Annotated in this window: 22 protein-coding genes; 12 read left to right on the forward strand and 10 right to left on the reverse strand. The window is 61.7% G+C overall.

Going from position 1 to position 23,410, the window contains the following annotated elements:
• The first annotated feature begins 7 nt into the window (after window positions 1-7).
• The 5 genes from SO156_RS20390 to SO156_RS20410 all read left to right on the forward strand — a co-directional run bounded on the left by SO156_RS20390 (window position 8) and on the right by SO156_RS20410 (window position 5,523).
• Entirely contained in the window at window positions 8-1,267 is a 1,260-nt protein-coding gene (locus tag SO156_RS20390; protein ID WP_498536033.1) for an FAD-dependent monooxygenase, read from the forward strand.
• A 47-nt stretch (window positions 1,268-1,314) separates the two neighbouring features.
• Window positions 1,315-2,490 (forward strand): [protein-PII] uridylyltransferase family protein, encoded by a 1,176-nt coding sequence (locus tag SO156_RS20395; RefSeq protein WP_498536034.1) that lies wholly within the window; start codon window positions 1,315-1,317, stop codon window positions 2,488-2,490.
• A gap of 161 nt (window positions 2,491-2,651) precedes the next feature.
• Complete coding sequence (locus SO156_RS20400) at window positions 2,652-3,530, forward strand: helix-turn-helix domain-containing protein (RefSeq protein ID WP_498536035.1); 879 nt, start codon at window positions 2,652-2,654, stop codon at window positions 3,528-3,530.
• A gap of 126 nt (window positions 3,531-3,656) precedes the next feature.
• Window positions 3,657-4,370 carry an SDR family NAD(P)-dependent oxidoreductase gene (locus SO156_RS20405; RefSeq protein WP_498536036.1) on the forward strand — a complete coding sequence of 238 codons (714 nt, stop codon included), beginning with the start codon at window positions 3,657-3,659 and terminating at the stop codon, window positions 4,368-4,370.
• A gap of 10 nt (window positions 4,371-4,380) precedes the next feature.
• Window positions 4,381-5,523, forward strand: coding sequence for an NAD(P)H-dependent flavin oxidoreductase (locus tag SO156_RS20410; RefSeq protein WP_498536037.1), 1,143 nt, complete (start codon window positions 4,381-4,383; stop codon window positions 5,521-5,523).
• Here SO156_RS20410 and SO156_RS20415 read toward each other — a convergent pair.
• The 7 genes from SO156_RS20415 to SO156_RS20445 form a co-directional block, all read right to left on the reverse strand.
• Window positions 5,473-6,162: a YoaK family protein gene (locus tag SO156_RS20415; RefSeq protein WP_498536101.1), complete on the reverse strand. Its 690-nt coding sequence runs from the start codon at window positions 6,160-6,162 to the stop codon at window positions 5,473-5,475. The two genes, SO156_RS20410 and SO156_RS20415, sit on opposite strands and share 51 nt — an antisense overlap.
• Complete coding sequence (locus SO156_RS20420; RefSeq protein WP_498536038.1) at window positions 6,162-7,586, reverse strand: alginate export family protein; 1,425 nt, start codon at window positions 7,584-7,586, stop codon at window positions 6,162-6,164. Before SO156_RS20420 ends, SO156_RS20415 begins: the two co-directional genes overlap by 1 nt.
• 51 nt (window positions 7,587-7,637) lie before the next feature.
• On the reverse strand, window positions 7,638-8,546 hold the full coding sequence (locus SO156_RS20425; RefSeq protein ID WP_498536039.1) for a glyoxalase: 909 nt from the start codon (window positions 8,544-8,546) through the stop codon (window positions 7,638-7,640).
• Complete coding sequence (locus SO156_RS20430; RefSeq protein ID WP_498536040.1) at window positions 8,543-8,989, reverse strand: DoxX family protein; 447 nt, start codon at window positions 8,987-8,989, stop codon at window positions 8,543-8,545. The genes SO156_RS20425 and SO156_RS20430 overlap by 4 nt, the downstream gene beginning before the upstream one ends.
• Window position 8,990: 1 nt before the next feature.
• A complete protein-coding gene (locus SO156_RS20435; protein ID WP_498536041.1) occupies window positions 8,991-10,868 on the reverse strand; it encodes an amidohydrolase in 1,878 nt (625 codons plus the stop codon).
• A complete protein-coding gene (locus tag SO156_RS20440) occupies window positions 10,865-11,149 on the reverse strand; it encodes a XapX domain-containing protein (RefSeq protein ID WP_498536042.1) in 285 nt (94 codons plus the stop codon). Before SO156_RS20440 ends, SO156_RS20435 begins: the two co-directional genes overlap by 4 nt.
• A gap of 69 nt (window positions 11,150-11,218) precedes the next feature.
• Window positions 11,219-11,887, reverse strand: a complete 669-nt coding sequence (locus SO156_RS20445; protein ID WP_498536043.1) for an isochorismatase family protein — start codon at window positions 11,885-11,887, stop codon at window positions 11,219-11,221.
• A gap of 134 nt (window positions 11,888-12,021) precedes the next feature.
• Between SO156_RS20445 and SO156_RS20450 the strand changes: the two genes are divergently transcribed.
• The gene (locus SO156_RS20450; RefSeq protein WP_458143762.1) at window positions 12,022-13,068 is read left to right on the forward strand and encodes an AraC family transcriptional regulator; all 1,047 of its coding nucleotides are present in this window, start codon (window positions 12,022-12,024) and stop codon (window positions 13,066-13,068) included.
• A 115-nt stretch (window positions 13,069-13,183) separates the two neighbouring features.
• Here SO156_RS20450 and SO156_RS20455 read toward each other — a convergent pair whose 3' ends face one another.
• Together SO156_RS20455 and SO156_RS20460 are read right to left on the reverse strand one after the other, a co-directional pair.
• Window positions 13,184-13,834 carry a hydrolase gene (locus SO156_RS20455; RefSeq protein ID WP_458143760.1) on the reverse strand — a complete coding sequence of 217 codons (651 nt, stop codon included), beginning with the start codon at window positions 13,832-13,834 and terminating at the stop codon, window positions 13,184-13,186.
• 140 nt (window positions 13,835-13,974) lie between these two features.
• On the reverse strand, window positions 13,975-14,289 hold the full coding sequence (locus tag SO156_RS20460; protein ID WP_498536044.1) for a hypothetical protein: 315 nt from the start codon (window positions 14,287-14,289) through the stop codon (window positions 13,975-13,977).
• Window positions 14,290-14,974: 685 nt separating this feature from the next.
• Between SO156_RS20460 and SO156_RS20465 the strand changes: the two genes are divergently transcribed.
• The 6 genes from SO156_RS20465 (at window position 14,975) to SO156_RS20490 (ending at window position 21,463) form a co-directional block, all read left to right on the forward strand.
• Window positions 14,975-15,958, forward strand: a complete 984-nt coding sequence (locus tag SO156_RS20465; protein WP_498536045.1) for a helix-turn-helix transcriptional regulator — start codon at window positions 14,975-14,977, stop codon at window positions 15,956-15,958.
• Window positions 15,959-16,072: 114 nt separating this feature from the next.
• On the forward strand, window positions 16,073-16,798 hold the full coding sequence (locus SO156_RS20470) for an SDR family oxidoreductase (RefSeq protein WP_498536046.1): 726 nt from the start codon (window positions 16,073-16,075) through the stop codon (window positions 16,796-16,798).
• Between the two features lie 140 nt (window positions 16,799-16,938).
• Complete coding sequence (locus SO156_RS20475) at window positions 16,939-17,232, forward strand: hypothetical protein (protein ID WP_498536047.1); 294 nt, start codon at window positions 16,939-16,941, stop codon at window positions 17,230-17,232.
• 120 nt (window positions 17,233-17,352) lie between these two features.
• Entirely contained in the window at window positions 17,353-18,570 is a 1,218-nt protein-coding gene (locus SO156_RS20480; RefSeq protein ID WP_498536048.1) for an NAD(P)/FAD-dependent oxidoreductase, read from the forward strand.
• A gap of 74 nt (window positions 18,571-18,644) precedes the next feature.
• Window positions 18,645-19,676 (forward strand): HlyD family secretion protein, encoded by a 1,032-nt coding sequence (locus SO156_RS20485; protein WP_498536049.1) that lies wholly within the window; start codon window positions 18,645-18,647, stop codon window positions 19,674-19,676.
• Window positions 19,673-21,463 carry an MFS transporter gene (locus SO156_RS20490; RefSeq protein ID WP_498536050.1) on the forward strand — a complete coding sequence of 597 codons (1,791 nt, stop codon included), beginning with the start codon at window positions 19,673-19,675 and terminating at the stop codon, window positions 21,461-21,463. The genes SO156_RS20485 and SO156_RS20490 overlap by 4 nt, the downstream gene beginning before the upstream one ends.
• Here the strand turns inward: SO156_RS20490 and SO156_RS20495 are convergent.
• Window positions 21,423-23,168, reverse strand: coding sequence for an adenylate/guanylate cyclase domain-containing protein (locus SO156_RS20495; protein ID WP_458143747.1), 1,746 nt, complete (start codon window positions 23,166-23,168; stop codon window positions 21,423-21,425). The genes SO156_RS20490 and SO156_RS20495 overlap by 41 nt on opposite strands.
• Between the last annotated feature and the right edge of the window lie 242 nt (window positions 23,169-23,410).

Below are 23,410 nucleotides of genomic sequence, written 5' to 3' on the forward strand. Positions count from 1 at the left end.
CGCGACCATGAAGGCGATCATCGTGGGTGCGGGCATCGGCGGATTGACCACCGCGCTTTTCCTGAACAAGCACGGCATCGACTGCGAGGTGTTCGAGCAGGCGCCGGCGATCCAGGAACTGGGCGTCGGCATCAACCTGATGCCCCAGGCCATCGCATCCTATGATGAGATCGGCATGCTTCCGGCTCTCGAACGGTCGGGCATTGCACCAGACCATCTCTTCTATTGCACGGATCAAGGACTTACCGTGTGGGACGAGCCGCGCGGACGTCGTGCGGGCCTGTCCTATCCGCAGATCTCGATCCATCGCGGCCGGCTTCAGCGCCTGCTGCACGACGCGTTCCGAGCGCGAGCCCCCGGTAGAGTTCATGTCGATCGCACCTTTGTATCCTGCCACGACACAGGGAGACAGATCGAAGCCAGCTTCGTTTCGGGAGCGGGTCAACGGTTCGCGGCAAGTAGCGATGTCTTGATAGGTGCGGACGGCATCCATTCCCGGCTCCGCCGAATCTTGTTCCCCGATGATGGAGAGCCGCGTTGGAGCGGACGGCTGATGTGGCGCGGTACAGCGAACTGGCCAAAATTCGGCGGCGGCAAGCATTTTGTGGTAGCGGGCTCGAATGATGCGCGCCTAGTCGTCTATCCGATAGCCGCCGGTGAGACGGATGATACGTTGTTGACGAACTGGGTGTTCGTTCATCGAGCGGCGAAAGACGGCAGCCCGTTGGATGGGCGTGAGGAATGGCAAGGCAGGGCTGACCGCACGCGCTGCCTGAAAATGCTCGAGAAGTTTATCATTCCCGATCTCGACATCCGTGCCCTCGCCGCGGCCTCGGAGAACATCTGGGAATATGCCATGTGCGACCGCAATCCGTTGCCCCGATGGAGCGTCGGACGCATGACGCTGATGGGTGACGCCGCGCATCCGATGTATCCCTTCGGCGGCAACGGTGCGGCCCAAGCGGTTCTCGATGCGAAATCGCTTGCCCTACAGCTCGCGGAAGCCAATGGCGACGTGGCCGGTGCACTCAATGCCTACGGGCGGGAGCGGCGCGAGAAGGTCTATGCCATCGTCATGAGCAACCGTCAGGGTGGGCCAGAACGTGTGATCGACTTCGTTCTGTCGCGGCTTTCGGAATGCGATGCCAATCTCGAAGACGCTGCGCCCTTTGAGCAGCGCAAGGCGATCGTCCACGAATATTCGCAGATAGCGGGCTATTCGGCTGATCAGTTGCACGGGCCTGCTTGTCGCTGCACGAGCACATAGTCGCAGCTTCAATCAGATTACCTAAACTAACATGGTGAGAAGCAAGCATGACGACGAGATTAAAAGCTCCTGCGGCATCCCTTGAAAATTACGAAGATGGCAAGACGAGGTTCGGTTCGGATTATGGCGCCGCCGCTATCGAAGCAAGGCGATGTCGCGTTGCAGACTTCTTGGCGAGAGCCAATTTCGAAGCGACCTTCATTACCCCAATACGCCACAAGTCACGCGCCCTTGCGAGCGAAAGAGGCGCGGGAAAAGAGCCTGATCCGGTGAAGCTCCTTCGACCGCTCGTGGCGCAGGCGCATGGCATCTTGCGCGAGCGCTTTGAAGCAGGCGGCTCCGTCGAAGACTATCTACGCGACCGGGCGAAACTTGCCGATAGCACAGTTATCGGTCTGCTCCACGTTGCATCGATATCCAATGGGCTGCGTAATCACAGCATGGTCGCTCCTCTTGCGGCAGTTGCGGTGGGCGGTTACGGACGAACGGAGCTGGCACCAGGCTCTGATCTCGACTTGCTGTTTCTTCTTCCTGAAACAAACCGAGCTTGCGCTGACGGCTGCGCGCCGGAGATGAAGGCCTGCATCAGTACAGTCGTCGGCAGCCTTTGGGATCTCGGATTCAAGCTGGATCACGCGGTGCGATCGGCCAGCGAGTGTCTTGAACTTGCACGGAATGATGCCACTGTTCTTTCTGGATTGCTTGACCGGCGCCTTCTGTGGGGCGGTTTCGGTTTGTTCACCGCCCTCGATAGCGCTGTCATGGCCCTCCTGTCCGGGCCTGACGCGGGACATTGGAGAGACACGGTCGGGAGTGCCCTATCGAGCAGGGATCGCTTAGCAATGTGCGAAATGCAAGGTTTTGAGGAGGAGCCCGATCTTAAACGTAGCCCCGGTGGCCTGCGAGACTTGCAACGCGCAATCCTGTTGAATGGGCCTGGATCGCTCCATTCAAAGTCATTCACGCACCCGTCGCTTGTCGATGCGCACCGCTTCTTGTGGTCGGTGCGGTGTCATCTGCATTTACTCGCCGGTCGGGCCGAAGATCGTCTAAGCTTATCTTTTCAACCCAGCATCACGCGCCGGCTCGGATTGAATGCCCCACAGAAATCTGCTGGGCCGCTTCTGATGGACCTCGTTCGTTGTCACAGGAGGAGTGTTCTTGCGGCTATGAGCGGACCAGCCGGCACTGGCGGCGAGGCTGCTTTGATCGCAAATGCGTGATAGGGCGCCGGCGAAAATTGCGGTCCGCCGCGAGGCCAGCCACATTGATCCATTGAGCTGGCGGCTACTGAGTGCCATTCAACAATGGGAACGTCCCCGTGAATCCATCAAGTGGAAACGAAGAGTCAGCATCTCGCCCAGGCGTTTCAGGCGACCGCAGCTTGAATAAATACGGCGATGCCGGGCTGCTGGCCTCATCCGCTACGCGGGGTTGGTCGAATCTCACGGCAGAGCTTCGCAGCCACAGCGGTACGGTTACCTGGAACAACCCGCAGCCTGATGCCGAGATCTGCGTTGATGTCCGCGGCAGTCGGTCCATCGTCACGCGAAGGCTGGACGGGGTCACCGACTCGACCGTCTCCGAACGCGGAACAATCTGGCTCCGGCCGGCGGGCGTGCAGGAAGGCCTGATCGACATGTCCGAGCCGCAGCCGGCGATCCTGCATCTTTACCTTTCGCCCCGTCGATTCTCGTATGATAATCTGGGTCAAGATTTCGACATGACGGCGATCAGGTCGCTCCGCCACGAGGGCGGATTCCATGATCCGCTGCTGGCCGAGATCGGCTATGCCATCATGTCCGAACTGGAGCACGAGACTTCCGCGGGCGCGCTGCTCGCCGAAACCCTTGCACTGAGCTTGATGGCAAGACTCGTCCAGAACCATGTTGACGCGCCGTCGTCCGGCGTCGCCACCCCAGCTGCACGGGAAGGGCTTGAGCCGCGCAGATTGGCGCGAGTGCTTGACTTTATCGAAGCCAATTTGGAGGGTGATCTGACGGTGTCGCGGCTGGCGTCGATTGCCTGCCTGAGCCAGTTCCATTTCGCGCGTGCCTTTAAGGCCGCCGTCGGCCAATCGCCGCATCGGCATGTCAGCGCAAGGCGTCTCGAGCACGCCAAGGAACTGCTCTCCGATGCGGATCGGGCCTTGGCCGATATCTCCCTCGCGCTCCGGTTTTCGTGTCAGGCCAATTTCACCCGTGCATTCCGGCAAGCCACGGGTCGGACACCTGCGCAATATCGGCGCAGCCTGATACCCTGACGTCGACAATCTGCGTCCGGTTCACCGCAAGAAATGACAGCAACTGAGCAGGCGATGCGAAGCCGCATTGCGTCGACAGTGATAATTATTCGTTCGTCGTACACTGATCGCGCGAAGGGAGCGAATATGAAATCCGAACGGAAGGTCGCCGTCATCACCGGCGCGTCGCGAGGCATTGGCGCGGCGTTGGTCCGGGCCTATCGTGATATCGGCTATCACGTCGTTGCGAGCTCTCGTTCGATCGACAAGAGCCACGATCCGTCGATAGCTGCGGTCGATGGCGATATCGCGAGCGCAAGGACCGCCGATCGCATCGTGGGACTTGCCATCGAGCGCTACGGACGGATCGATACGCTCGTCAACAATGCTGGCGTGTTCATTGCAAGACCCTTTACGGAATATTCCGAGGCCGACTTCGCCACGATGGTCGGGGTCAATCTCGCGGGTTTCTTCAATCTGACGCAGCGGGCGGCGGCGAGAATGCTGCTCGCGGGCTCGGGTCACATCGTCAATATAACGGCTACGATCGCCGTGCAGCCGATGGCCTCGCTGGCGGCGGCGCTCGCGGCCCTCACCAAGGGCGGGCTCAACGCGATCACCCGCTCGCTCGCGATCGAATACGCAACCCGGAACGTCCGCGTGAACGCCGTCTCGCCGGGTGCGATCGCAACGCCGATGCACGCGGCGGAGGCGCATGGCTTCCTCGCAAGCCTGCAGCCGATGGGCCGCATGGGCGAGACACAGGAGGTCGTCGATGCCGTGATGTACCTGGAGCGGGCGGCTTTTGTCACCGGCGAGATCATGCATGTCGACGGCGGCGCGTCCGCTGGTCGCTGGTAGGAGGTATGTCATGTGGTCGGACCGACGGATTGTTGAACTGTTTGGGATCGAGCATCCCATCGTGCTGGCGCCGATGGCGGGATTGGGCACGGTCGACCTTGCGGCTGCGGTCTCAAATGCCGGCGGTCTCGGCTCGATCGGTTGCGCTATCATGACGCCGGAGCTCGTTGCGAGGAGCGTCGCGGAGCTCCGACGATCAACACCGAAACCGATCAACCTCAATTTCTTCTGCCACGATCCGGCAAAGGCGGACGCCGCTCGCGAGCGTGCCTGGCATGAGAAGCTCTCCTCCTATTATCGCGAACTGGGTATCGATGCCGCAACGCTGACGCGCTTAGATCTCGCTCCGTTCGGCGACGCCGCGTGCGCCGTGATCGAGGAGGTCAGGCCGGAGGTGGTGAGCTTTCATTTCGGCTTGCCCGAGTCCGGGCTGGTCGATCGGGTCAAGGCATCAGGCTGCAAGGTGATCTCATCGGCGACGACGGTCGACGAAGCATGCTGGCTCGAAAAGCATGGCGCCGATGCGATCATCGCTCAGGGGTACGATGCCGGAGGACATCGAGGCATATTCCTCGATTCCGACCACAAGCGCGCGGTCGCCTCGCAGGCCGGTACATTCGCCCTGGTGCCACAAGTCGCCGACGCCGTCAGCGTGCCCGTGATCGCTGCCGGCGGGATCGGGGATGGGCGAGGGATCGCGGCGGCGTCCGCGCTCGGAGCCGCCGGCGTGCAGATGGGGACTGCCTTTCTGCTTTGTGCCGAATCGGCAACGCCCCCGCTCTATCGCGAGGCCCTGCGAAATGCGCGGGTGAACCGGACTGTCCTGACAAACGTGTTCTCCGGGCGGCCGGCCAGGGTTCTCGTCAATCGCCTCGCCGTCGAGATCGGTCCCTGGTCGGACGCGGCGCCGGACTTTCCGCTGCCCATGGGCGAACTGCCGCCGCTGCGTGCTGCGGCTGAGCAGGGTGGGAGCACCGACTTCACGCCGCTCTGGTCAGGCCAGGCAGCCGCGCTTGCCCGGGAGATGCCCGCCAAAATGTTGATCGACATCCTCGTGCGGGAAGCCGCCAAGTTTGGAGGGATCTGTGGCGGCACGGCGAGCTCACTGATCCGCGGGTGCGGCGACGCGAGCGATAAGGCAGAGGGCAGCTAAGATCGGCGGAATTACGAAGCACCATACGCCAAATTGCATGAAGAGAAGAGCGGCCGCGCCGCAGCCCAAGGCGAACACCAGGACGTTCATGCCCATAGTTTTCAGCCGATCATTGGGTTGGTTTTTCTCATTTCTCCCGAGAGCCAGGTCGGCCAGATCGATCATGATTTGCGTCGTCGTGCCGGTCATCAGCGTCGAGGGCGGGACACCGGCCAGATAGATACGATGAGTGGCATTCTGGATTGCCATAGCAGCGACCAGCACCATACCTGTAACGATGGCCTGCCAGCTATCGCCATCGCGAAATGGACCGAATCGCACCGCAAGGGTGGCTCCCGCGACCAGAAGGGCGATCTCGAGACCGAGCATCGTTTCGAAGACGGCGCGCAGCTGATGCGATAGCAGCGAGCTTAATAGCCTTGTTGCGATCACCACAGTGCAAAACACCGGCAGTGCCAGAAGTTTAGCTATGGCACCGGATGTCCCAAGAACAAGCGATGCGCCGAGGGTGACGAAGTTGCCGGTCACGTGGGCCGTGAAGAGCCCCTGAAGTGCAAGGAAGCCCGCCGTGTCGACGTAGCCAGCCGTGCAGCTCAGGAGCAGTGGCAGCAGAAGCCGGTTTTGCGCGCCAGCCGCCATCACAGCGAATACTTCAGCTCGAGCCCGAGATAATCGCTGTCGTGGCCGCCGGCCTGCCGGATCGTATCTCCGATCTTGTAGTGGACGGCCTCCAAGGCGCCGGTCAGATGGGCGTCAAACCGATAATCCACTCGAAGCTGCGCATACGCGCCCGACCAGGTATTGCCCTTTCCGGCCGTGCCCGCGACCGGGATGTTGGGCTGCACGTAGATCGCATCGGCGGTGGTCTCGCGCCACTGAAAGCCCAGAGCGCCCATGATAGACAGGTTGGTGATCGGCTTGACCGTCAAGGACGGCTTGAGGTGGATCAAGTTCACGTAGCCCGTAAAGCCGGCGAGCGTGAAGTAGTAGCCGTTCGGAAATAGCGGATTGAAGGTGCCCAGCACCTTGTCGCCGTGATGATGATCGCCGGACGCTCCATCAAGTTGCAGCCCGATTCGCGGCTGCCAGGGAACTCCGGCAAAGGTATAGCCTGTACGGGCGCCGGCGCCCCACGCGCTGATATCCTTGCCACCGATGACGCCGGTCTGGCCCATCGCCTCGAGATCCCAATCGACCTGGTTGAGTTTTCCAGCGAACCGAACGTCGAAGACGTTTCGCTTTTCATCGCCGCTGGCGTCGAGATATCGAACGTTATCCTTCTGATAGAACGAGTAGTACCCGGATAGTTCGTTGGTCCCCAGCACCTGTCGCTCGACACGTAGCGTGTGAAAGCGAAAGTGACTATTCGACGTATCATCGAAGGGAGATATGAGGTCGTACTGGACCGGCTGGCTCAGAAAGCCGATGAAGCGCCAGGGACCGCTTTCCCAGTCGCCCCACACGGCGTCGAACGACTGGCGTACATTTGGTCCGTCCCGCGAAGAGACAAAGCGTTGCAGGTCGAAGTCGAAGTCCTGCCGTCCGACCCGCGCCTTGAAGGTCCCTGCCTCGGTTGCATTTACGTACGCGAGGAACCCAAGCCGCAGGTCCAGCGGATCCTGGTCGACCGGAGTGATGATGTTCTTGCCGAAGGCGCGGTCGTCCTCGAGTTGAACGAACAGTTGCCAGTGCTCGTCGAAATGGAAATCGGCGTGAAATTGGAGCCGCTGGATAAGATAGTTATCGGGCCTGGTGCCGCCGACGCCGAAGCTCTGCGCATTGACGCTTTCGAAGCGTTCGCGAAGCGTCGTCCCGAAAGAGACGTAGCTGTGCTGATCGCCCGGCTGGATAGGGATGTACTTGATCGGATCATACCAGTCGGTCCGAAGCGCGGGATTCGCAAGAACCGACCAGTCTTCCTGCCAGCGATTTGTTTTGATGTCCGGGCGCGTGGCCGCATCTTCGGCAAACGCTGCCGAGTAAGACGCAAGCAGGCAAAGAAACCACGCCGCGCTTGGAGCGCGCGCCAGGATGCCAGTGCTGTTCAGTCCAGATCTTCCCATGGGCAGCAACACCGGGCAGAGGCTGCATTCAGCGATCTTTATAGATGAATGTTATTTTGTCAGCGAGTGAATTTCAGCCACGTAGCCGCCGGGGAATTGTACGATCGCGGAATCCCTCTGGTCGGACGCGAACGGCGCGACGAGGATCGCGGCGCCGGATCCTGTCGCCTTGGCCAGCGTATCCTTTAAGTTGGCGACCTCGTATCCGGTGAGTTCGCGGCCGTAAGGGTATGGCAGATGTCCCTCCGTGACAAACACGGTCATCTTGCCGAACACGGATTCGATGCGGATGCGTCTATAGATGTCCTTGGGACGGCCGATCTCAATGCCGGCCGCCTTGGCGTCGTCGGAAACGACCTTCCCGTGGGAGAAGTTGAGGAAGCTGCGCGTGAACCCGTCGGCCCGCTCCGGAGATACATAGACTCTGTTTTCGGGTATGGTCTCGAACGGCGGGTACGACGGTTTCGTCGTGTGCCAGTACAGTTGCATATTCACGCCGCCCGGCCACTGGATCACCGCGTCGCGGCCGATCGGATCTGGAAACGTGGCGACCAGAACGTCGGCGCCCGCAGCCTTGGCAGCCTCAATCGCTTCATCGATGTCGCTGACCAGATATCCGGTCCGCTCCGCGCCGAATGGATAGGGTATCGGCGTCTTGAAGCCGAACAGGGAGACGGTGCCGACCGGTGTCTGCAGGAGCTGCGATGTCGTGCTGCTGGGCGTCGGTGTCACCGTGGCGACGACCTGCTTCGTGCTCTGCCCGCCAAAGGTGGCGAGGAAGCTGGAAACGAATTTCTCGACATCCTCGGACGCCACATAGACGTGGGTCGTGTCGTATTGCGCACCGACGCCGACTTGGGAAGCCGACTGGTGCTCTAAGTCCTCTGCAACGGCTGCAGATGCGCCACCGAGCAGCGACGCGACGAGCAGGAACTTGATCAGATGACGGTCGCCAATCATGGGAAGCCTCGCTTCTGGAGTGCGCTGTGTTCGCGCAGGGAAAGCACGGAGATGAGCACCAGGCCTGCGATCAGGCCGAGATGCTCGAAGAAAGAGTTCAAGGCCATGAAGCGGTCGTGGCCGTCCATGGCCCAGAAATTGTTTGCAGCCAGCATGGCAACTGCAGTCAGGATGCCCAGGCCGCCGGCACCAAGCCAGACGAAGCATCCGAAAATCACTAGCGCAGAGCCGCCGAGTTCCACAACGATCGCCGCGATGGCCCAGAGCCACGCCGGCTCGAGGCCAAAATGTGCCTGCTCCGCGGCTGCGCCGTTGAAATCAACGAGCTTCTGGATCCCGCCTATCAGGAAGGCCGAGACCAGCGCGGTTCTCGAGATCGGCAGCAGCCACGGCCAGGAAAGAATGGCCGCGGTCCAGCACGGAGTGTCGGTCCTCGGCTTCATCTCACACCGCCCAACAGGCGCAGCCGAGAGCACCCCAAAAGTCCTTGAGGTCCGAAACCGGGAGCCTGCTTGACCAGGCACGGGCATGATCATGGCCGTGCATCGCGCAAGCATTGGCGCAGCCGCAAGCCTGCATGGCGAATGCTCTCACCGCCCGAGCCTTGCCGTCCGAGCCGACCCAATTGCCGTACCCGCCGAAGCTGCGCACCGGCGACCAGTCCGGCATCGCCGGCGGCGGGCCGACGTCACCAAGTAATTTGAAGTCTCCAGCGCAGTAGACGATGCGGCCGCCGACGACGGTGAGGTCGCTCGTGATGTCCGCGATGTCGGCTTCGGCACAGGCGAAAAAGTCTCTGTCCGGGACGAGCATATCCGCGAATTGACCCACCTGGATGCGGCCCTTCTTGCCTTCCTCGTTCGAAAACCAGGTCACGTTCTCGGTCCACATCCGAAGCGCGGTCTCACGGTCGAGGCAGTTGCGCTGCGGATAAAGGCGCAGTCCGCCCACCGTCATGCCGGTGACGAGCCAAGCGAGCGAGACCCAGGGATTGTAGGAGGCGACGCGAGTGGCATCGGTGCCGGCAGATATCTTGACGCCCTTGTCCAGGATCTTCTTCACCGGCGGCGTTGCCTCGGCCGCGCCAAATCCATAGCGCTCGACGAAATATTCACCCTGATAAGCCATCCGGTGCTGCACGGCGACACCGCCGCCGAGCGCGGCAATGCGGTCGATGGACTGGTCGGAGATGGTTTCGGCGTGATCGAAGAACCAGTGCAGACCCTCCAAGGGCGTGTCCTGGTTGACCTTCTCGAACACATCGAGCGCGCGCGAGATCGTTTCGTCATAGGTCGCGTGCAGTCGCCAAGGCCACTTGTTCTGGACGAGGATGCGTACGACGTCTTCCAGTTCGCCTTCCATCTCTGGCGGCATGTCGGGGCGCGGAACGCGAAAGTCCTCGAAATCGGCGGCGGAGAACACCAGCATTTCACCAGCGCCATTGTGGCGGAAGTAGTCGGTGCCTTGCTTGTACTTGGAAGTCCTGGTCCAGTTCAGGAAGTCGGCCTTCTCGCTCTTCGGCTTCTGGGTGAAGAGGTTGTAGGCCAGACGGATCGTGAGCTGTCCGTCGTCGGAGAGTTTCTGGATGACGGCATAGTCCTCGGGATAGTTCTGGAAGCCGCCGCCGGCATCGATCGCGCCCGTGACCCCGAGACGATTGAGTTCGCGCATGAAGTGGCGAGTCGAATTGACCTGGTAGTCGAACGGCAGTCTTGGTCCCTTTGCAAGCGTCGCGTAGAGGATACTGGCGTTGGGGCTTGCGAGCAGCAGCCCGGTCGGATCGCCCTTTGCATCGCGCACGATTTCGCCGCCCGGCGGCGCGGGGGTCTCCCTGGTGTAGCCCACGACGCGCAGCGCGGCGGCATTCAGGATAGCGCGGTCATAGAGGTGCAGGATGAAAACGGGCGTATCGGGCGCGACGGCATTGAGCTCGTCGATGGTCGGCAGCCGCTTCTCCGCGAACTGGTGTTCGGTGAATCCGCCAACGACGCGCACCCATTGCGGCGGCGGCGTGATCGCCACCTGCTTCTTCAGCATGGCCATCGCGTCGGCGAGCGACCAGACGCCGTCCCAGCGCAGCTCCATGTTGAAGTTGAGCCCGCCGCGGATGATGTGGAGGTGATTGTCGATCAATCCCGGTAGAACGCTGCGTCCCTTCAAGTCAATGATTCTGGTCGAAGGCCCAGCCAGCTTCAGCACGTCCTTGTCATGGCCGACGGCCGTGAACACACCGTCCTTGATGGCGACCGCGCTGGCGACTGGATTGGTGCGGTCAAGCGTGGTGAAGAGCCCGCGGTGGAAGATGATATCGGGAACGCTCATGATGCCTTCTCCGCCGCGCTGACGCTTGACGTTTCACCGCCGGCCTGCCGCCCGGGCAGCATTCCGAACATATGCGGCGCGCATTTCGCCTGCCGCCAGGCGGTAGATAGCCCCGAGCCCGCCATCACTTGCTTGGCGACGGGGATCGCCTGCTCGCCAATGAGGATGCCGAGCAGGCCTACCAGCGCCACCAGCGGCGGAGCCGGCGAGCGAACGTTGAGGAGGCTGTAGATCACGCCGACGAGGACGCCGGCACCAAGGGACAGGACATAGATTTTCATGACGCTTCCTCTTCAGGGTTACCGCCGACGGTTCTCCGTCGGCGGCAGATGCGACGCGTCAACCTTGCATCAGGCTGCCTGCTTGCCCGACGAACCGACGCGCTTTGCGTTGTCGTAGCTCTCCATGACCGCGCGGTAGTTCGGAGTGGCCACGGTGTAGATATCGGCGATTTCTGCGCCTTCCGGACGTCGCCAGGTGCGGTGGAGCTCGCTGATGGTCGCGTTGGTCGAGGTCGGCACAATGGCGCTCTGGATGAAACGCGCGAGCGTCGTGCGTGAGACGAATTCCGTGGGATCGCCGGAGGCGTCCATCACCGCATAAACGTTGAACCCTGCGGCCTTGGCGTCGAGCGCCGGGAACATGACACAGACGCTGGTCCAGACGCCGGCCATGATGAGGGTCTTCTTGCCGGTCTCTCGGACCGCCTTCACATAGGCCTCGTTGTCCCAGGCATTCACCTCGCCCTGCCTCGGCACGTAGATGGCCTGCGGCGCCAGCTTGGCAATCTCCGGCATGATCGGACCGTTGGGTCCGTCTGGCACGGAAGCCGTGGTAATGATCGGGATATTCAGCAGGGTGGCGATCCGGGTGAGCGCCATCACATTGGCGCGCAGCTCGGCGACGGTAATGTCCTTGACCGTCTGGAAGAGGCCGGTTTGGTGATCGAGTAACAACAAGGCCGTATCGTCGACATTGATCAGGGCCTTGCCACCGCCGCTGGGAAGAATATGAGTCATTTGGTGCTCCTGTGCTCTTCAGATTTGATTGCCGTCGTGCAGTCGGAAATTGTGTGGCTCTGATATGAAGGAAGGGGCTGCTGCGAACAATGATCCGGGAGAGCCAAACGACTGGCTCGGGAACGCCATAGGAAATGTTGAACAAGCGAACGACCTCGTCGGCCTGGATGCGCGGTGTCGCCAACACGCTTTCCGCGCAGGGGCTCGACGTGGTCGCGTTGTTCGCACAAGCCGGACTTCGCATCGAAAATCTGGAGCATGGCGATTTTCGCTGGCCGACCGAGGGGATCAACAGGCTTTGGACGATCGCCGCCGAACTCTCGGGCAATCCGGACGTCGGCCTGTTCACCCCGGACACGCCACGGACCGACCACTACGGGCTCGTCGGCTATGCCATGATGTCGAGTCCAGACCTCGAGACCGGCCTTGCACGGCTGATCCGCTACAACGGTGTTGTCAGCAGTGCCTCCACGATCAGTTTCGAGCCGGCAAAGGGCGGCAAGTGGACGCGCGTGGAGCTTTTTGGCAACGAAACTCCGATTCCCCGTCAACGCTATGACTACATGGCGCTGATCATGCTGACCTTCTGCCGTTGGATGCTCGGTCGCCCCATCAAGCCCCTCTCTGTCGCCTTCATGCATAAGGCGCCGACCTCGCTTGCGGCCTATGACGAGGCCTTCGGTGCGCCACTGCGGTTCAACGCGGCATTCAACGGCTTGCTCATCTCCCGCGAAGATCTGGCCTGCAAGCTTGCGACTGCCGCCCCCGAACTTGCAGACGTACACGACCGCATCGCCTTGGAGGCGTTGCGCAGGCTGGAAAAGGCCGAGATCAGCCGTCGCGCGCGCGAGGCGGTCGTGCGTCATTTGCCGGACGGCGCGCCGTCGCGCTCGACCATCGCCGCGGCGCTCAATATGAGCGATCATACCTTCCAGCGCCGTCTCACCAGCGAAGGCACGTCGTTCAGCAAGCTTGTCGACGAAACGCGGCGCGAGCTTGTGCAGCATCATCTGACCGATACGCGGCTGAGCTCTTCCGAGATCGCTTATTTGGTGGGTTATGCCGACCAGAGCACGTTCTTCCGCGCCACCCATCGTTGGTTCGGCGAGTCGCCGGGCGAATACCGCGCGCGCGTGACGGCGGGCCATGAGCGGGAAATGGGCGGGCCGCTCCACAAGTAGGATCAGCGTAGTTGCGGATTGCTTTGCCACCTTCACTGTCCTTGAACAGAGGTACCTGATCCCTCGGCAAGGTCCCCCGCACCGAGTGATCGAAAAAGATCTTCATGCCCCGGCGTCACTCGGCTTTGGTGCGCGCCTCGGACGCATGCTCGCCGAGCGCCCATTTCGAGAAGCGGACTTGGATCCCGTAGGGCGAGTGGGCGCGCAGGATGTCCATCACGCCCTCATAGGTTTCGGAGCGCGCCCAGTCCTGTTGCAGCTCGAAGACGTATTGCAGAGACGTGATCGGAACCGCGCCCGCCTGGACCGCACGGTCCATGGCGCGGTTATGCGCCTCGACTGAAAGATCTCCGCAGGCATCGGCGGGAATATAGATTTCAAAGCCCTCCTGCATCATGTCGAGCGTCGGAAACATCACGCAAGCTTCGGTCCACAAACCCGCGATGACGAACTTCTTCCGTCCGGTGGACGCGACGGCCTCGCGGAAATTCGGATCAAGCCACGAATTCATCGAGGTACGATCGATGATGTCATGCTTCGGAAACAGTTCGGTCACTTCAGGCATGAAGGGGCCGGAGAACGAGTCTTTGGCGACCGTCGTCAGCACAGTCGGAATCTTGAAAAGCCTGGCCGCTTTGGCGAGAACCTGGATGTTGTTGAAGACGACCAGTCGATCGTGCGACTGCACGCCCTGGTACATCGCAGGCTGATAATCTATCAGGGCGATGGCGCTGTTCTGCGGCGTAAGCATCTCTAGCTTCGACATTGCGGGTCTCCGATGTTTCCTGGACGAGTCGTTGTTTGCGTCGGCGGTTTTGGCGAGCGGGTAGGTACGCTTAACCTCGTAGCTCGTGCGGACCGGCGACTGACGATCCCAGTTCGGCTCAGCTGGAGCTATGCGGAATATTATCGGCTATGGCTTTTCGGGCGGCCGCGCTGGCTGACATACACAGGCGACAACTGATGCTGCTCGACCGGCAGTACAGCTTCAGAATCGACTCTTAGCCAGTGCTGATGCTTCGCGCGCCATTTCGGGCCGGGGCCTCGCATGTAGTGCAGCTCGGGCCGGTAGCAGTCGCGTACGTCCATAACCAGGCTGTGCACGACGCTGGCAAAGTCGGAGACTGTCTCAACCGTCTTGCAGGCAAGACCTGACATTGCGGACCAGCGCGCAGAAGCCGGTGCGATCCCACGGTGACTGACGATGCTCTTCCAGATCATCTTCTTTCTCCGTCCGATTGGATGCGGGCACCCTGATGATCTAGCGGATCGGAGCTGCGACTGCGCCAGAGCGATTGCCGTACCTGTAGAGCGATTGCTGCTAACGCATGCGCCTCGCGCCAATCGCTGCGGGCTTTCGCGGCCCGCGACGCCGTCCATGTCGGCTATTCCTCAGGGAGAAGTGAGATAAAATGTATGCAAAGTAGTCCCGCGATCTTGCCGAACAGAACGCGGCCGACTGCGAGCAGGGGACTAGGCTGCGCCGCCACAAATAGTGACACAAAGCTCAAGACTTTGTTCGAAAGCGTCAGCCCTCTGCTTCAGTGAATGGAAGGGCAACGCACCCTTCTATGAACGCGCGCCTCTTCTAGAGCGTGATGATCAGACAAAGCACCGCCGCTTCGGAACGAGACCATTGAGGCACCGCGGCATCACTTGTGACGGAGTCGATAGCTCTCCCAAAAGAGTGTCAGTGTTGTTGTCCATCCGCGAAGCGTCGCTCGGTGTAGCATCCGCAACTCAGTTCGACAGCAGCAAGCCGCGACCGTTCGCCGCACTCGATTGCAATTCGGTTGCAGAGGGGCGTGTGATGGCGGCTTGCAGCATGATCAGGCAAAGCACCGTCGCTTTGGGAAAGACGTCGAACCCGTTGAGCGCCTAGAACGCATGCCGAACGCTCAACGAAATGCCCCTCAACGGCGAGGACAGATCCATGAGCAGCAAGCCAGTCTTGCGCGATCATTCGCAGAACAATCAGCGAGACACTTCGCAGGCGCAGCAGCACGATTTGCCTATCGGCGAGTGTCCTCACGCCGATGCGGAGATGACGCGCGTGCTCAAGATGGCGCCATTGCGCATGGCTTCAGACCCAACCAGCGGCGTGATCACCTTCTGGAGGCATGATCCCCTGCACGACGTCGTCCGGCCCATGGCCGACCACGTCATCATGACATTCCCTGCCGAGCCAGTGAAGTTCGAGCGCCGTGACGGTAAAGCGTTTGTACATGGAATGACACGTCCCGGGACTGTGACGGTCATTCCGGCCGGTTCATCCTCACGATGGGACATCTACCAGCCTTTGAGTGTCCTTCAGCTCTATCTACCGCAGGCAACGCTCAATCGCGTTGCCCACGAAGCCGGCACAACCGCTCCAGGCGACCTTGTGGAGCGCACTGCGCATCCTGACCCCATTACATCCCGCTTGCTCCTGAGCGCGGCCGACACCCTGGAAGGCTGTGCAGCGCTGGATGCGCTGTTCAGACACCAACTGACGGATCTTCTGGCGACGCGCCTGCTCACGGCGTACGGCGGCTCACCCGCAACGATCCAGCCGGTCATGGGCGGACTGTCGCCCAAGGCGCTGGGGCGTGCCATCGAACGCCTGCGTTCGGACAGCGACGCGGACCTATCGCTTGCCGCGCTGGCTGCGGATGCGGGCCTGTCGCGCTTCCACTTCTGCCGCGCTTTCAAGGAAAGCACCGGATTGTCGCCGCATGCCTGGCTGCGCCAGCACCGGCTCGAGCAGGCCATGAACATGCTGCGTGACACCGATGTGTCGGTCGTCTCGGTCGCAGCGGCGCTCGGTTATTCCTCCCAGACCGCCTTCGCCGCAGCGTTCAGAAAGCTGACCGGTGAAACGCCGAGTGACTGGCGAAGACGCATGCGGTGAACACCTCCTGCGCCGACGCTGGCCTGGCGAATGCCAAATGCGAGGTGCTTACCAAACATGTGAATGTTGAAAGGCACCAGGCGGCTGTGACGGACTGTGTGGTCCGCCCGTAGCGTGGATAAGTTCGGCAACGATGGCATCACCGATATCGAGTGCAGCGTCGAAAGGAATCAGGAGATGAAGACATTTCTCAGCATCGGAGCGGGCCCGGGAATGGGCTTGGCGACCGCCGAACGCTTTGCCAAAGAGGGTTTCCAAGTGGTTTTGGCCGCTCGGAACGTCGCCAAGGCGCAAGAGCTGGCCGAAAGGCTCGTAAAGAAAGGCTACAGGGCCAACGCGCGCAAAGTGGACGCGGGTGATCCGAGGAGCGTCGCGGAACTGGTCGCAGAGGTTGAGAAGCAGCACGGTTCAATCGACGTCTTGCACTACAACGCCGCATCCGCGCGCAAGGCGACCCTCTCTGAACAGCCGCGCGAAAGCTTCCACAGCGATCTTGCCGTGAACATCGGAGGGGCGCTTGTCGCCGCTCAGGCGGTCGCCCCGAAGATGGAGGAGCAGAGGTCCGGCGCGATCCTGTTGACGGGAGGTGGCTTCGCACTCGCTCCCAGCCCGGACTATCTCTCGATCAGCATCGGCAAGGCCGGGATTCGCGCTTTGGCTCATGGACTTTTCGAGCCGTTCCGAGAAAAGGGAATTCACGTCGCGACGGTGACTGTTTGCACCTTTGTTTCCCCCGACTCACAGGAGGCCTCGTCGGTGGCCGAACACTTCTGGCGGCTGTACAGCCAGCCGAAGGACTCCTGGACCGTCGAAGCGAGCTACCCTCCTGCGATCGCATGACCAGGGAATTGGCTACCCGGGTTGCTCCTCGCAGGCGTTAACAGCAATCGCTCTACAGGTACGGCAATCGCTCTGGCGCAGCCCCAGCTCCGATCCGCTAGACCATCACGGTGCCCCATGCACGACGGACGGAGACAACGATGACCTGGAACACTCATGTCGCCCTCCTTGCTATCGCACCGCGGCGGAGGGCCATAGCCACCGCACTCGTGTACGGACTTTCGCTGGCCGTTCGCTTCACCTCAGCAACCGGCGAGCAGGTCGAAATTCCTGCGCAATCCGTGCAAATGACCAATCCGCTGATGTCCATCATGACCGGAGGTGGCGCTCGGCTTCCTTACGCCGACCGGGACCCGAACACTGCCCAGCCGATCTCCTTTCGCCACGGCTGGTCGCTGCCGTTGTCGTCGATGCCGGGCTGCCAGGCCCGTTGAGAACTAGCAATTTCGCTTCACGTCTTCGCGTCGTTGTCGAATGCAAGAAGCTCTCCCGGACGGAGAGCGGCCGTGATGACGCGCGTGAGCCCGGGAGGTTCAAACAGAGGAGTTGATCACGTGCGATTAGTTATCATTGGCGCCGGCTTCGCCGGAATGTACGCTGCACTTTCGTCCGCTCGTCTGCGCGACATCCACGGCGTTTTGCCAGAGGAACTCGAAATCGCCCTGGTTGCTCCGGAGCCGACGCTGGTGGTTCGCCCGCGACTCTACGAGCCGAAGCCCGAGACACTGACGGCGCCGCTGCTTGACGTCCTCAAGGCCATTGACGTCGTCTACGTGCAAGGCAGCGCCGAAACGGTCGACACCAAGTCCCGCATGGTGCAGATCGCTACCGCCAAGGGCACCCGGAAGACACTCTCCTACGACCGCCTCGTCGTGGCCACCGGCAGCCGGCTGTTCCGTCCGAATATCCCCGGCCTTGCCGAGCACGGCTTTTCCGTGGACTCGCTGAATGATGCGGTTGCCCTCGACAAGCATCTGCACAGCCTCCCCGGCCGGCCGGCCGTGAACGGGCGTGACACGGTCGTCGTCACCGGCGGTGGCTTCACCGGCATCGAGACGGCAACCGAAATGCCGAAGCGGCTTCGCGAGATTTTCGGCAAGAATGCCAAGCCCCGCGTCATCATTGTCGAACGGAACACCGTGATCGCACCCGATATGGGCGAAGCCCCGCGCCCCATCATCGAGGATGCGCTGCGCAAGCTCGGCGTGGAGACGAGGCTGGGTGCCTGCGTCGCCTCGCTCGACGAATCCGGCGTCACGCTGGTCAGCGGCGAGCACATCGAAACCGAGACCGTGATCTGGGCGGCGGGCATTCGCGCCGCGCCGTTAACGCAGCAGATTGCTGCCGAACGCGACAAATTTGGCCGGTTGCTGGTCGACCGCGACCTGCGTGTGCCAGGAGTGACTGGCGTGTTCGCAACCGGTGACGCCGCCCGCGCCGCATGTGACGATGTTGGCAACTACGCGCTGATGTCATGCCAGCACGCCACGCGAATGGGCGCCTTTGCCGGCAATAACGCTGCGGCGGAACTGTTGGGTGTTCCGACCAGGCCCTACCATCAGAAGGGTTACGTCACCTGCCTCGACCTCGGCGAAGCCGGCGCGCTGTTCACGCGTGGCTGGGGGCGCGAGGTGGCGATGGTCGGCGACGTCGCCAAGAAGACCAAGCAGGAGATCAACACCGTCTGGATCTACCCGCCGCGCGCCCAGCGTGCCGCCGCTCTGGCCTCGGCAGATCCGGAGCATGTGACTGATGTGACTGGCTTCTTCTGAGCCCTTCGCGCGAACCGGGCCACGGAAGCGCGGCCCGTTCAGATAGGCATCGGCGGTCATAATCGGAGGACGTCATGACGCATCTCAGCACGAAAAGAATGATCGGACTGTGGCTCTGCCTCGGCTCCGTCGCGGTCGTGGCCGGCGGATGGGCCTATGCCAATTCAAGCGAGACTTCGACCGACAACGCCTACATCCGAGGCGACGTTACCTCGCTCGCTCCAAAGGTTTTGGGCTACGTCACCGCCGTGGAAGTGCAGGACAACCAGAGCGTCCGCGCGGGTGACGTTCTGTTCCGGATCGACGATCGGGACTACCGCGCGCGGCTCGCGCAGGCGGTAGCCAATGTCGACGCCGCGGAAGCCCGTCTCACCAATGTGGATGCTGAGATCCAGCTTCAGCATGCCCTTATCCGGCAGGCTGAAGCGCAAAAGCGTTCGAGCGCGGCCGAGATGAATCTGGCCACCAAGGCCTCCGATCGTCGCCGCGAACTCATCCGCACCAATGCCGTCAGCCAGGCCCAGGTCGATGAAAGCGACGCGGCGCTGTCGAAAGCAGAGGCGGCCGTCGCCGCGGCGGTGGCAACAATTGAGGCCCAGAAGCAGCGCATCGCCGTCCTCGCCAGCCAGCGCGAAGCCGCCGTGGCTGCGGTGGCGCAGGCAGAGGCCGCTCGCGATCTTGCGCAAATCGATCTCGACAACACCATCGTGCATGCACCGGTCGACGGCGTCATCGGCAACCGGCAGGTCCGCATCGGCCGCCTTGTCGCTCCGGGCGCCTCGTTGCTCGATATCGTTCCGGTCAGGGATGTGTGGGTCGTGGCGAATTTCAAGGAGACCCAGGTCGAGCATATCCGGCCCGGCCAGCGCGTCCGCATCATCGTCGACGGCTACAGCCACACGACGCTTGACGGCGTGGTGGACAGCTTTGCGCCCGGCAGCGGCTCCGCCTTCAGCATGCTCCCTGCCGACAATGCAACGGGAAACTTCGTTCGCGTCGTTCAGCGCGTGCCAGTGAAGATCCGCTTCACCAACAATCCTTTGCCCGGCCGGCTTGTACCGGGCCTGTCGGCGCGCGTCGACATCGATCGGGAGAGTGGCTCATGAGCGCGGTCATCGCCTTTGCGCCGCGCGCCGAGCGATCTGCGGCAGGAGCCCTGTTCGTCGCAGGCATCGTGCTGGCCACGCTGACGGAGGCGATCGCAGGCACCGTCCTGTCGCTCGGGCGCGGCTACATCATCGGCGACACCCATGTAACGCCCGATGAGTTTGCCTGGCTCGACGTCGGATACACCGCGCTGAAACTGATCGCCTTCATGACCGCTCCCTCGCTGATGAACCGTGTCGATCCGCGCCGCCTGATCATCGGCTCAACGCTGATCATGGGCGCCACTTGCGGCATTACCATCGTCACACCCCGGCTCGACCTGCTGATCGCGCTCCGCATCGTGCAGGGCTTCTCCGGCGGCATCCTGCTGGTCGCAGGCCAGGCGATGATCTTTCACGCCTATCCGCGATCCCACCAACCACTCCTGCAAGCCTTGTTTGCGATGGGATCCGTCGTCGCTCCCGCGACGATCGCTCCTGCCTTGCAAGGATGGTTGATCGATGCCCGGTCCTGGACGTGGATTTTCTTCAGCGTTGTCCCGGTGGCGCTGGCGGCTGCCGGCCTGCTGTTGATCGCTGACAACCCGAAGCCCGTTGCGCAGGTGCGCCGCCCGTTTGACTGGATCGGGCTGACACTGATCTCAGTCGCACTCTTCTGCTTCACTTATGTCCTCAACCAGGGCAGCCGATGGGACTGGTTCGCCGAACCCGGCATCCTCTGGCTGACCGTGATCGGCGCAGCCGCTCTGTTGGCATTTCTTGGCCAGCAAGTGCTGATCAGGGGCCGCGGCTTGCTCGACTTCACCCTGTTCGGTTGCGAAGATTTTTGCTTCGCCTTCGTCGTCAGTCTTGTCGCTGGCGCCGCATTGTTCGGCAGCGCATTCCTGATCCCGTCTTTTGCCGTATCCGTTCTCGCCTTCAGGCCGACCGACGCCGGGCTTCTCTTGCTGCCAAGCGGCGCGTTCTTCGTTGTCACCCTCCTGGCCGCCGCACTTCTGATGCAGGTTCGTCGCGTTCCTCCGATCGCCACGGTTCCCTTCGGCATCCTGATGATCATGGTGGCGATGTGGATGTTGTCCGGCTCGACCAGTGAAAGCGGCGCGCACGACATGATGGCCGCCATCCTGTTGCGGGGCCTCGGCCTTGGCTGCCTATTCCTGTCGATCACCCTGATCGCATTCGGTGACCTCAACGAACGCAACCGCGCGGCCGGCATCGGTCTCTTCAATACGGGGAGATTGCTTGGCGGTCTCGTTGGCGTCGCTGGCCTAGAGACGTTGATCGAGCACAACGTCGCCGCCAATTTGACCGTGCTCGGCGCCAACGTCATATCAGGCGTTCCTGCCGTCGGCGAGCGGCTGACCGCGACGGCGGCGATGCTCGCCACAAGAGGAATGGACGCGATGGCCGGCCGGGCCGCCATCAGTCTCCTGGACCGGACGGTGATCGATCAGTCCACCGTGATCGCCTTTGACACGGCGTTCAATGCGGTCGCTCTGCTCTTTGTATTCGCCGCACCCGTGCTGGTTACGATCAAGATCGGCCTGCACCGGTATATGCACCCTGCGCAGTCACCTCGGGCCGAGGAGCCGCAGATCACCGGCATCGCGATCTCAGTCGACGGCGGCCGGACCGCGCTGCGCCCCGAAGCCAATCAGCCATCCGTCACAAAAACGGAGACGTCTTCTGAAGTTCAGCGGATACGTGGCAGATCTGGCGCGGTGCACCCGGTTGCAAAGGCCGGGGTCATGCGGGCAACCCCGCGTTCCGAAGCCCTTCCAACATAAGCGTCGCGTTTGTTTGGCCACCCCGGGCGATCCAAGCCGATATCGTGAAGTCGGGATCGACCTCAAGCAAATGCGCTGCCGCCTCGCGAGCTTCAGCGTCACGTCCGAGATGGGCTAAAGCGGACGCGAGGCAGCAGTAAGCCCCCGAAAAGGAGGGCAACTGACGAAGGGCTTTTTTCCCCGCGGCGATAGCCTCGTCAAAGCGACGAAGCTCAATCAGGGCCTGCCCCATACCAGCAAGCATCAGGTGCAGCCGCGGGTCTACCGGGCTCATGCGAATGGCCCGTTCAAAGCTGGGAATCGCTTCCTCGGGCAACCCTGCAATTCTATAGACCTGGCCTCTGCAGCTCCATGCCACAAATGAATTTGGGTTGAGCTCGACCGCCCGGTCAGCCATTTCAATTTCACTTTCACGATCGCCGACCATGTAAGCCGATGTCACCGCAGCCACTGCTATCGCATCCGGATCATCATCGTTGATGCTCAATGCCAAGCGAAGAAGCCGAATTGCCTCCTCCCTGTCGAATTGAGGATCGACCGCATAGCCCAAAAGGACGTTTTGCATGTGACCGGCACCTGCGAGGGCAGCGGCCAGGCCGAACCCTGGGTCCAACGCCAAAGCGCGATGAGCCAGCCTTATCGCCTCTGCCAACCCTTCGCGGGTCGTCAGGTAAAACTGCGACATCGCGCGCAGAAAAAAATCGTAGGCGGTGAGGTTCTCCGGTCGCCGCCGGGTGGCCATAGCAATTTCTGTCTGCAGCAATCTTGGTTGAATGGCCGAGACAACCGCGACGGTGACTTCGTCCTGCAGAGCGAAAATATCGGTCAGGTCACGCTCGAACCTGTCCGCCCATAGGTGCGCGCCCGTCACAGCATCAATCAACTGGCCTGTGATACGAACCCTTTCTGCCGCCTTGCGTACCGACCCCTCAAGGGTGTAGCGCACGCCGAGCCTGCGTCCGACCTCCTTTATATCGACGGCTTGGCCCTTGAAGGTGAAGCTCGAATTGCGGGCGATTACGAACAACCATTTGAAACGCGACAGCGCGGTGATGATTTCCTCGACCATCCCATCGGCAAAATACTCCTGCTCGGGATCGCCGCTCATGTTCTCGAACGGCAGCACGGCGATGGAGGGCTTATCTGGTATCGGAGGCGGGGTCTCGGCCTCGACATTCGGCGCACCCACCTCATAGGCCCTGATCGGCTCTTGGATGTTCTTCACCTGCTGAACACCAAGGTCCACAAAGGTCATCGGCAGGACCTTGCGCACCTGTTCATATGTCGCACCGGAGATGCACGCGCCTCCGGGCTTGGCAATGGACTGCATGCGAGCGGCGATGTTCACGCCGTCCCCAAATAAGTCGCCAGCCCGGACCATCACGTCGCCAATATGAACCCCCATGCGGAAGGCGATGCGGCTACCAGGCGAGAGGCTGGCGTTAGCCTCGGCTAAGGCGACCTGCGCATCCACGGCACACTGGACGGCGTCCACCGCACTGCGAAACTCGGCGAGCACACTGTCACCCGCCGTGTTGGCTATGCGGCCCCTGTGCTCCCCAATGAGCCTATCGAGGATCGCGCGGCGCTCAGTGAGACCCTTGAGCGTCCCGACCTCATCGACACCCATGAGCCGGCTGTAGCCCTCCACGTCTGCCGCGAAGACAGCCACAAGCCTCCTGGTGACGTCCGAAAGGTCTGACATACGGGGCCCCAATGCCACCTGTAGAGGCCAGTCTGTGGTGGCGAACGCACGTCCGTCAAGCGGCCGTAGTCATCCAAGCGTGCGACATATGCTTGCCCTCGGTGGGTGCGGCGCGCCTCACAGACAGTCGTTTCGGTCACAATCGGACGGCATATCCGCTTGCCCGCTTGGCGGAGGTGCATGCGATAGCAGCAATCGCTCTATAGTGACGGCAATCGCTCTGGCGCAGTCGCAGGTCAAGT

The organism is Bradyrhizobium sp. UFLA05-125, from assembly GCF_059803515.1.

Excerpts from the sequence above, each read along its gene's own strand:
- SO156_RS20410 (WP_498536037.1), top strand. The coding sequence starts at position 4,381 with ATGTGGTCGGACCGACGGATTGTTGAACTGTTTGGGATCGAGCATCCC.
- SO156_RS20485 (WP_498536049.1), top strand. The coding sequence starts at position 18,645 with ATGACGCATCTCAGCACGAAAAGAATGATCGGACTGTGGCTCTGCCTC.
- SO156_RS20455 (WP_458143760.1), bottom strand. The coding sequence starts at position 13,834 with ATGTCGAAGCTAGAGATGCTTACGCCGCAGAACAGCGCCATCGCCCTG.
- SO156_RS20460 (WP_498536044.1), bottom strand. The coding sequence starts at position 14,289 with ATGATCTGGAAGAGCATCGTCAGTCACCGTGGGATCGCACCGGCTTCT.
- SO156_RS20415 (WP_498536101.1), bottom strand. The coding sequence starts at position 6,162 with ATGGCGGCTGGCGCGCAAAACCGGCTTCTGCTGCCACTGCTCCTGAGC.
- SO156_RS20405 (WP_498536036.1), top strand. The coding sequence starts at position 3,657 with ATGAAATCCGAACGGAAGGTCGCCGTCATCACCGGCGCGTCGCGAGGC.
- SO156_RS20425 (WP_498536039.1), bottom strand. The coding sequence starts at position 8,546 with ATGATTGGCGACCGTCATCTGATCAAGTTCCTGCTCGTCGCGTCGCTG.
- SO156_RS20395 (WP_498536034.1), top strand. The coding sequence starts at position 1,315 with ATGACGACGAGATTAAAAGCTCCTGCGGCATCCCTTGAAAATTACGAA.
- SO156_RS20490 (WP_498536050.1), top strand. The coding sequence starts at position 19,673 with ATGAGCGCGGTCATCGCCTTTGCGCCGCGCGCCGAGCGATCTGCGGCA.
- SO156_RS20450 (WP_458143762.1), top strand. The coding sequence starts at position 12,022 with ATGTTGAACAAGCGAACGACCTCGTCGGCCTGGATGCGCGGTGTCGCC.
- SO156_RS20445 (WP_498536043.1), bottom strand. The coding sequence starts at position 11,887 with ATGACTCATATTCTTCCCAGCGGCGGTGGCAAGGCCCTGATCAATGTC.
- SO156_RS20465 (WP_498536045.1), top strand. The coding sequence starts at position 14,975 with ATGCCCCTCAACGGCGAGGACAGATCCATGAGCAGCAAGCCAGTCTTG.
- SO156_RS20390 (WP_498536033.1), top strand. The coding sequence starts at position 8 with ATGAAGGCGATCATCGTGGGTGCGGGCATCGGCGGATTGACCACCGCG.
- SO156_RS20435 (WP_498536041.1), bottom strand. The coding sequence starts at position 10,868 with ATGAGCGTTCCCGATATCATCTTCCACCGCGGGCTCTTCACCACGCTT.
- SO156_RS20430 (WP_498536040.1), bottom strand. The coding sequence starts at position 8,989 with ATGAAGCCGAGGACCGACACTCCGTGCTGGACCGCGGCCATTCTTTCC.
- SO156_RS20440 (WP_498536042.1), bottom strand. The coding sequence starts at position 11,149 with ATGAAAATCTATGTCCTGTCCCTTGGTGCCGGCGTCCTCGTCGGCGTG.
- SO156_RS20420 (WP_498536038.1), bottom strand. The coding sequence starts at position 7,586 with ATGGGAAGATCTGGACTGAACAGCACTGGCATCCTGGCGCGCGCTCCA.
- SO156_RS20495 (WP_458143747.1), bottom strand. The coding sequence starts at position 23,168 with ATGTCAGACCTTTCGGACGTCACCAGGAGGCTTGTGGCTGTCTTCGCG.
- SO156_RS20475 (WP_498536047.1), top strand. The coding sequence starts at position 16,939 with ATGACCTGGAACACTCATGTCGCCCTCCTTGCTATCGCACCGCGGCGG.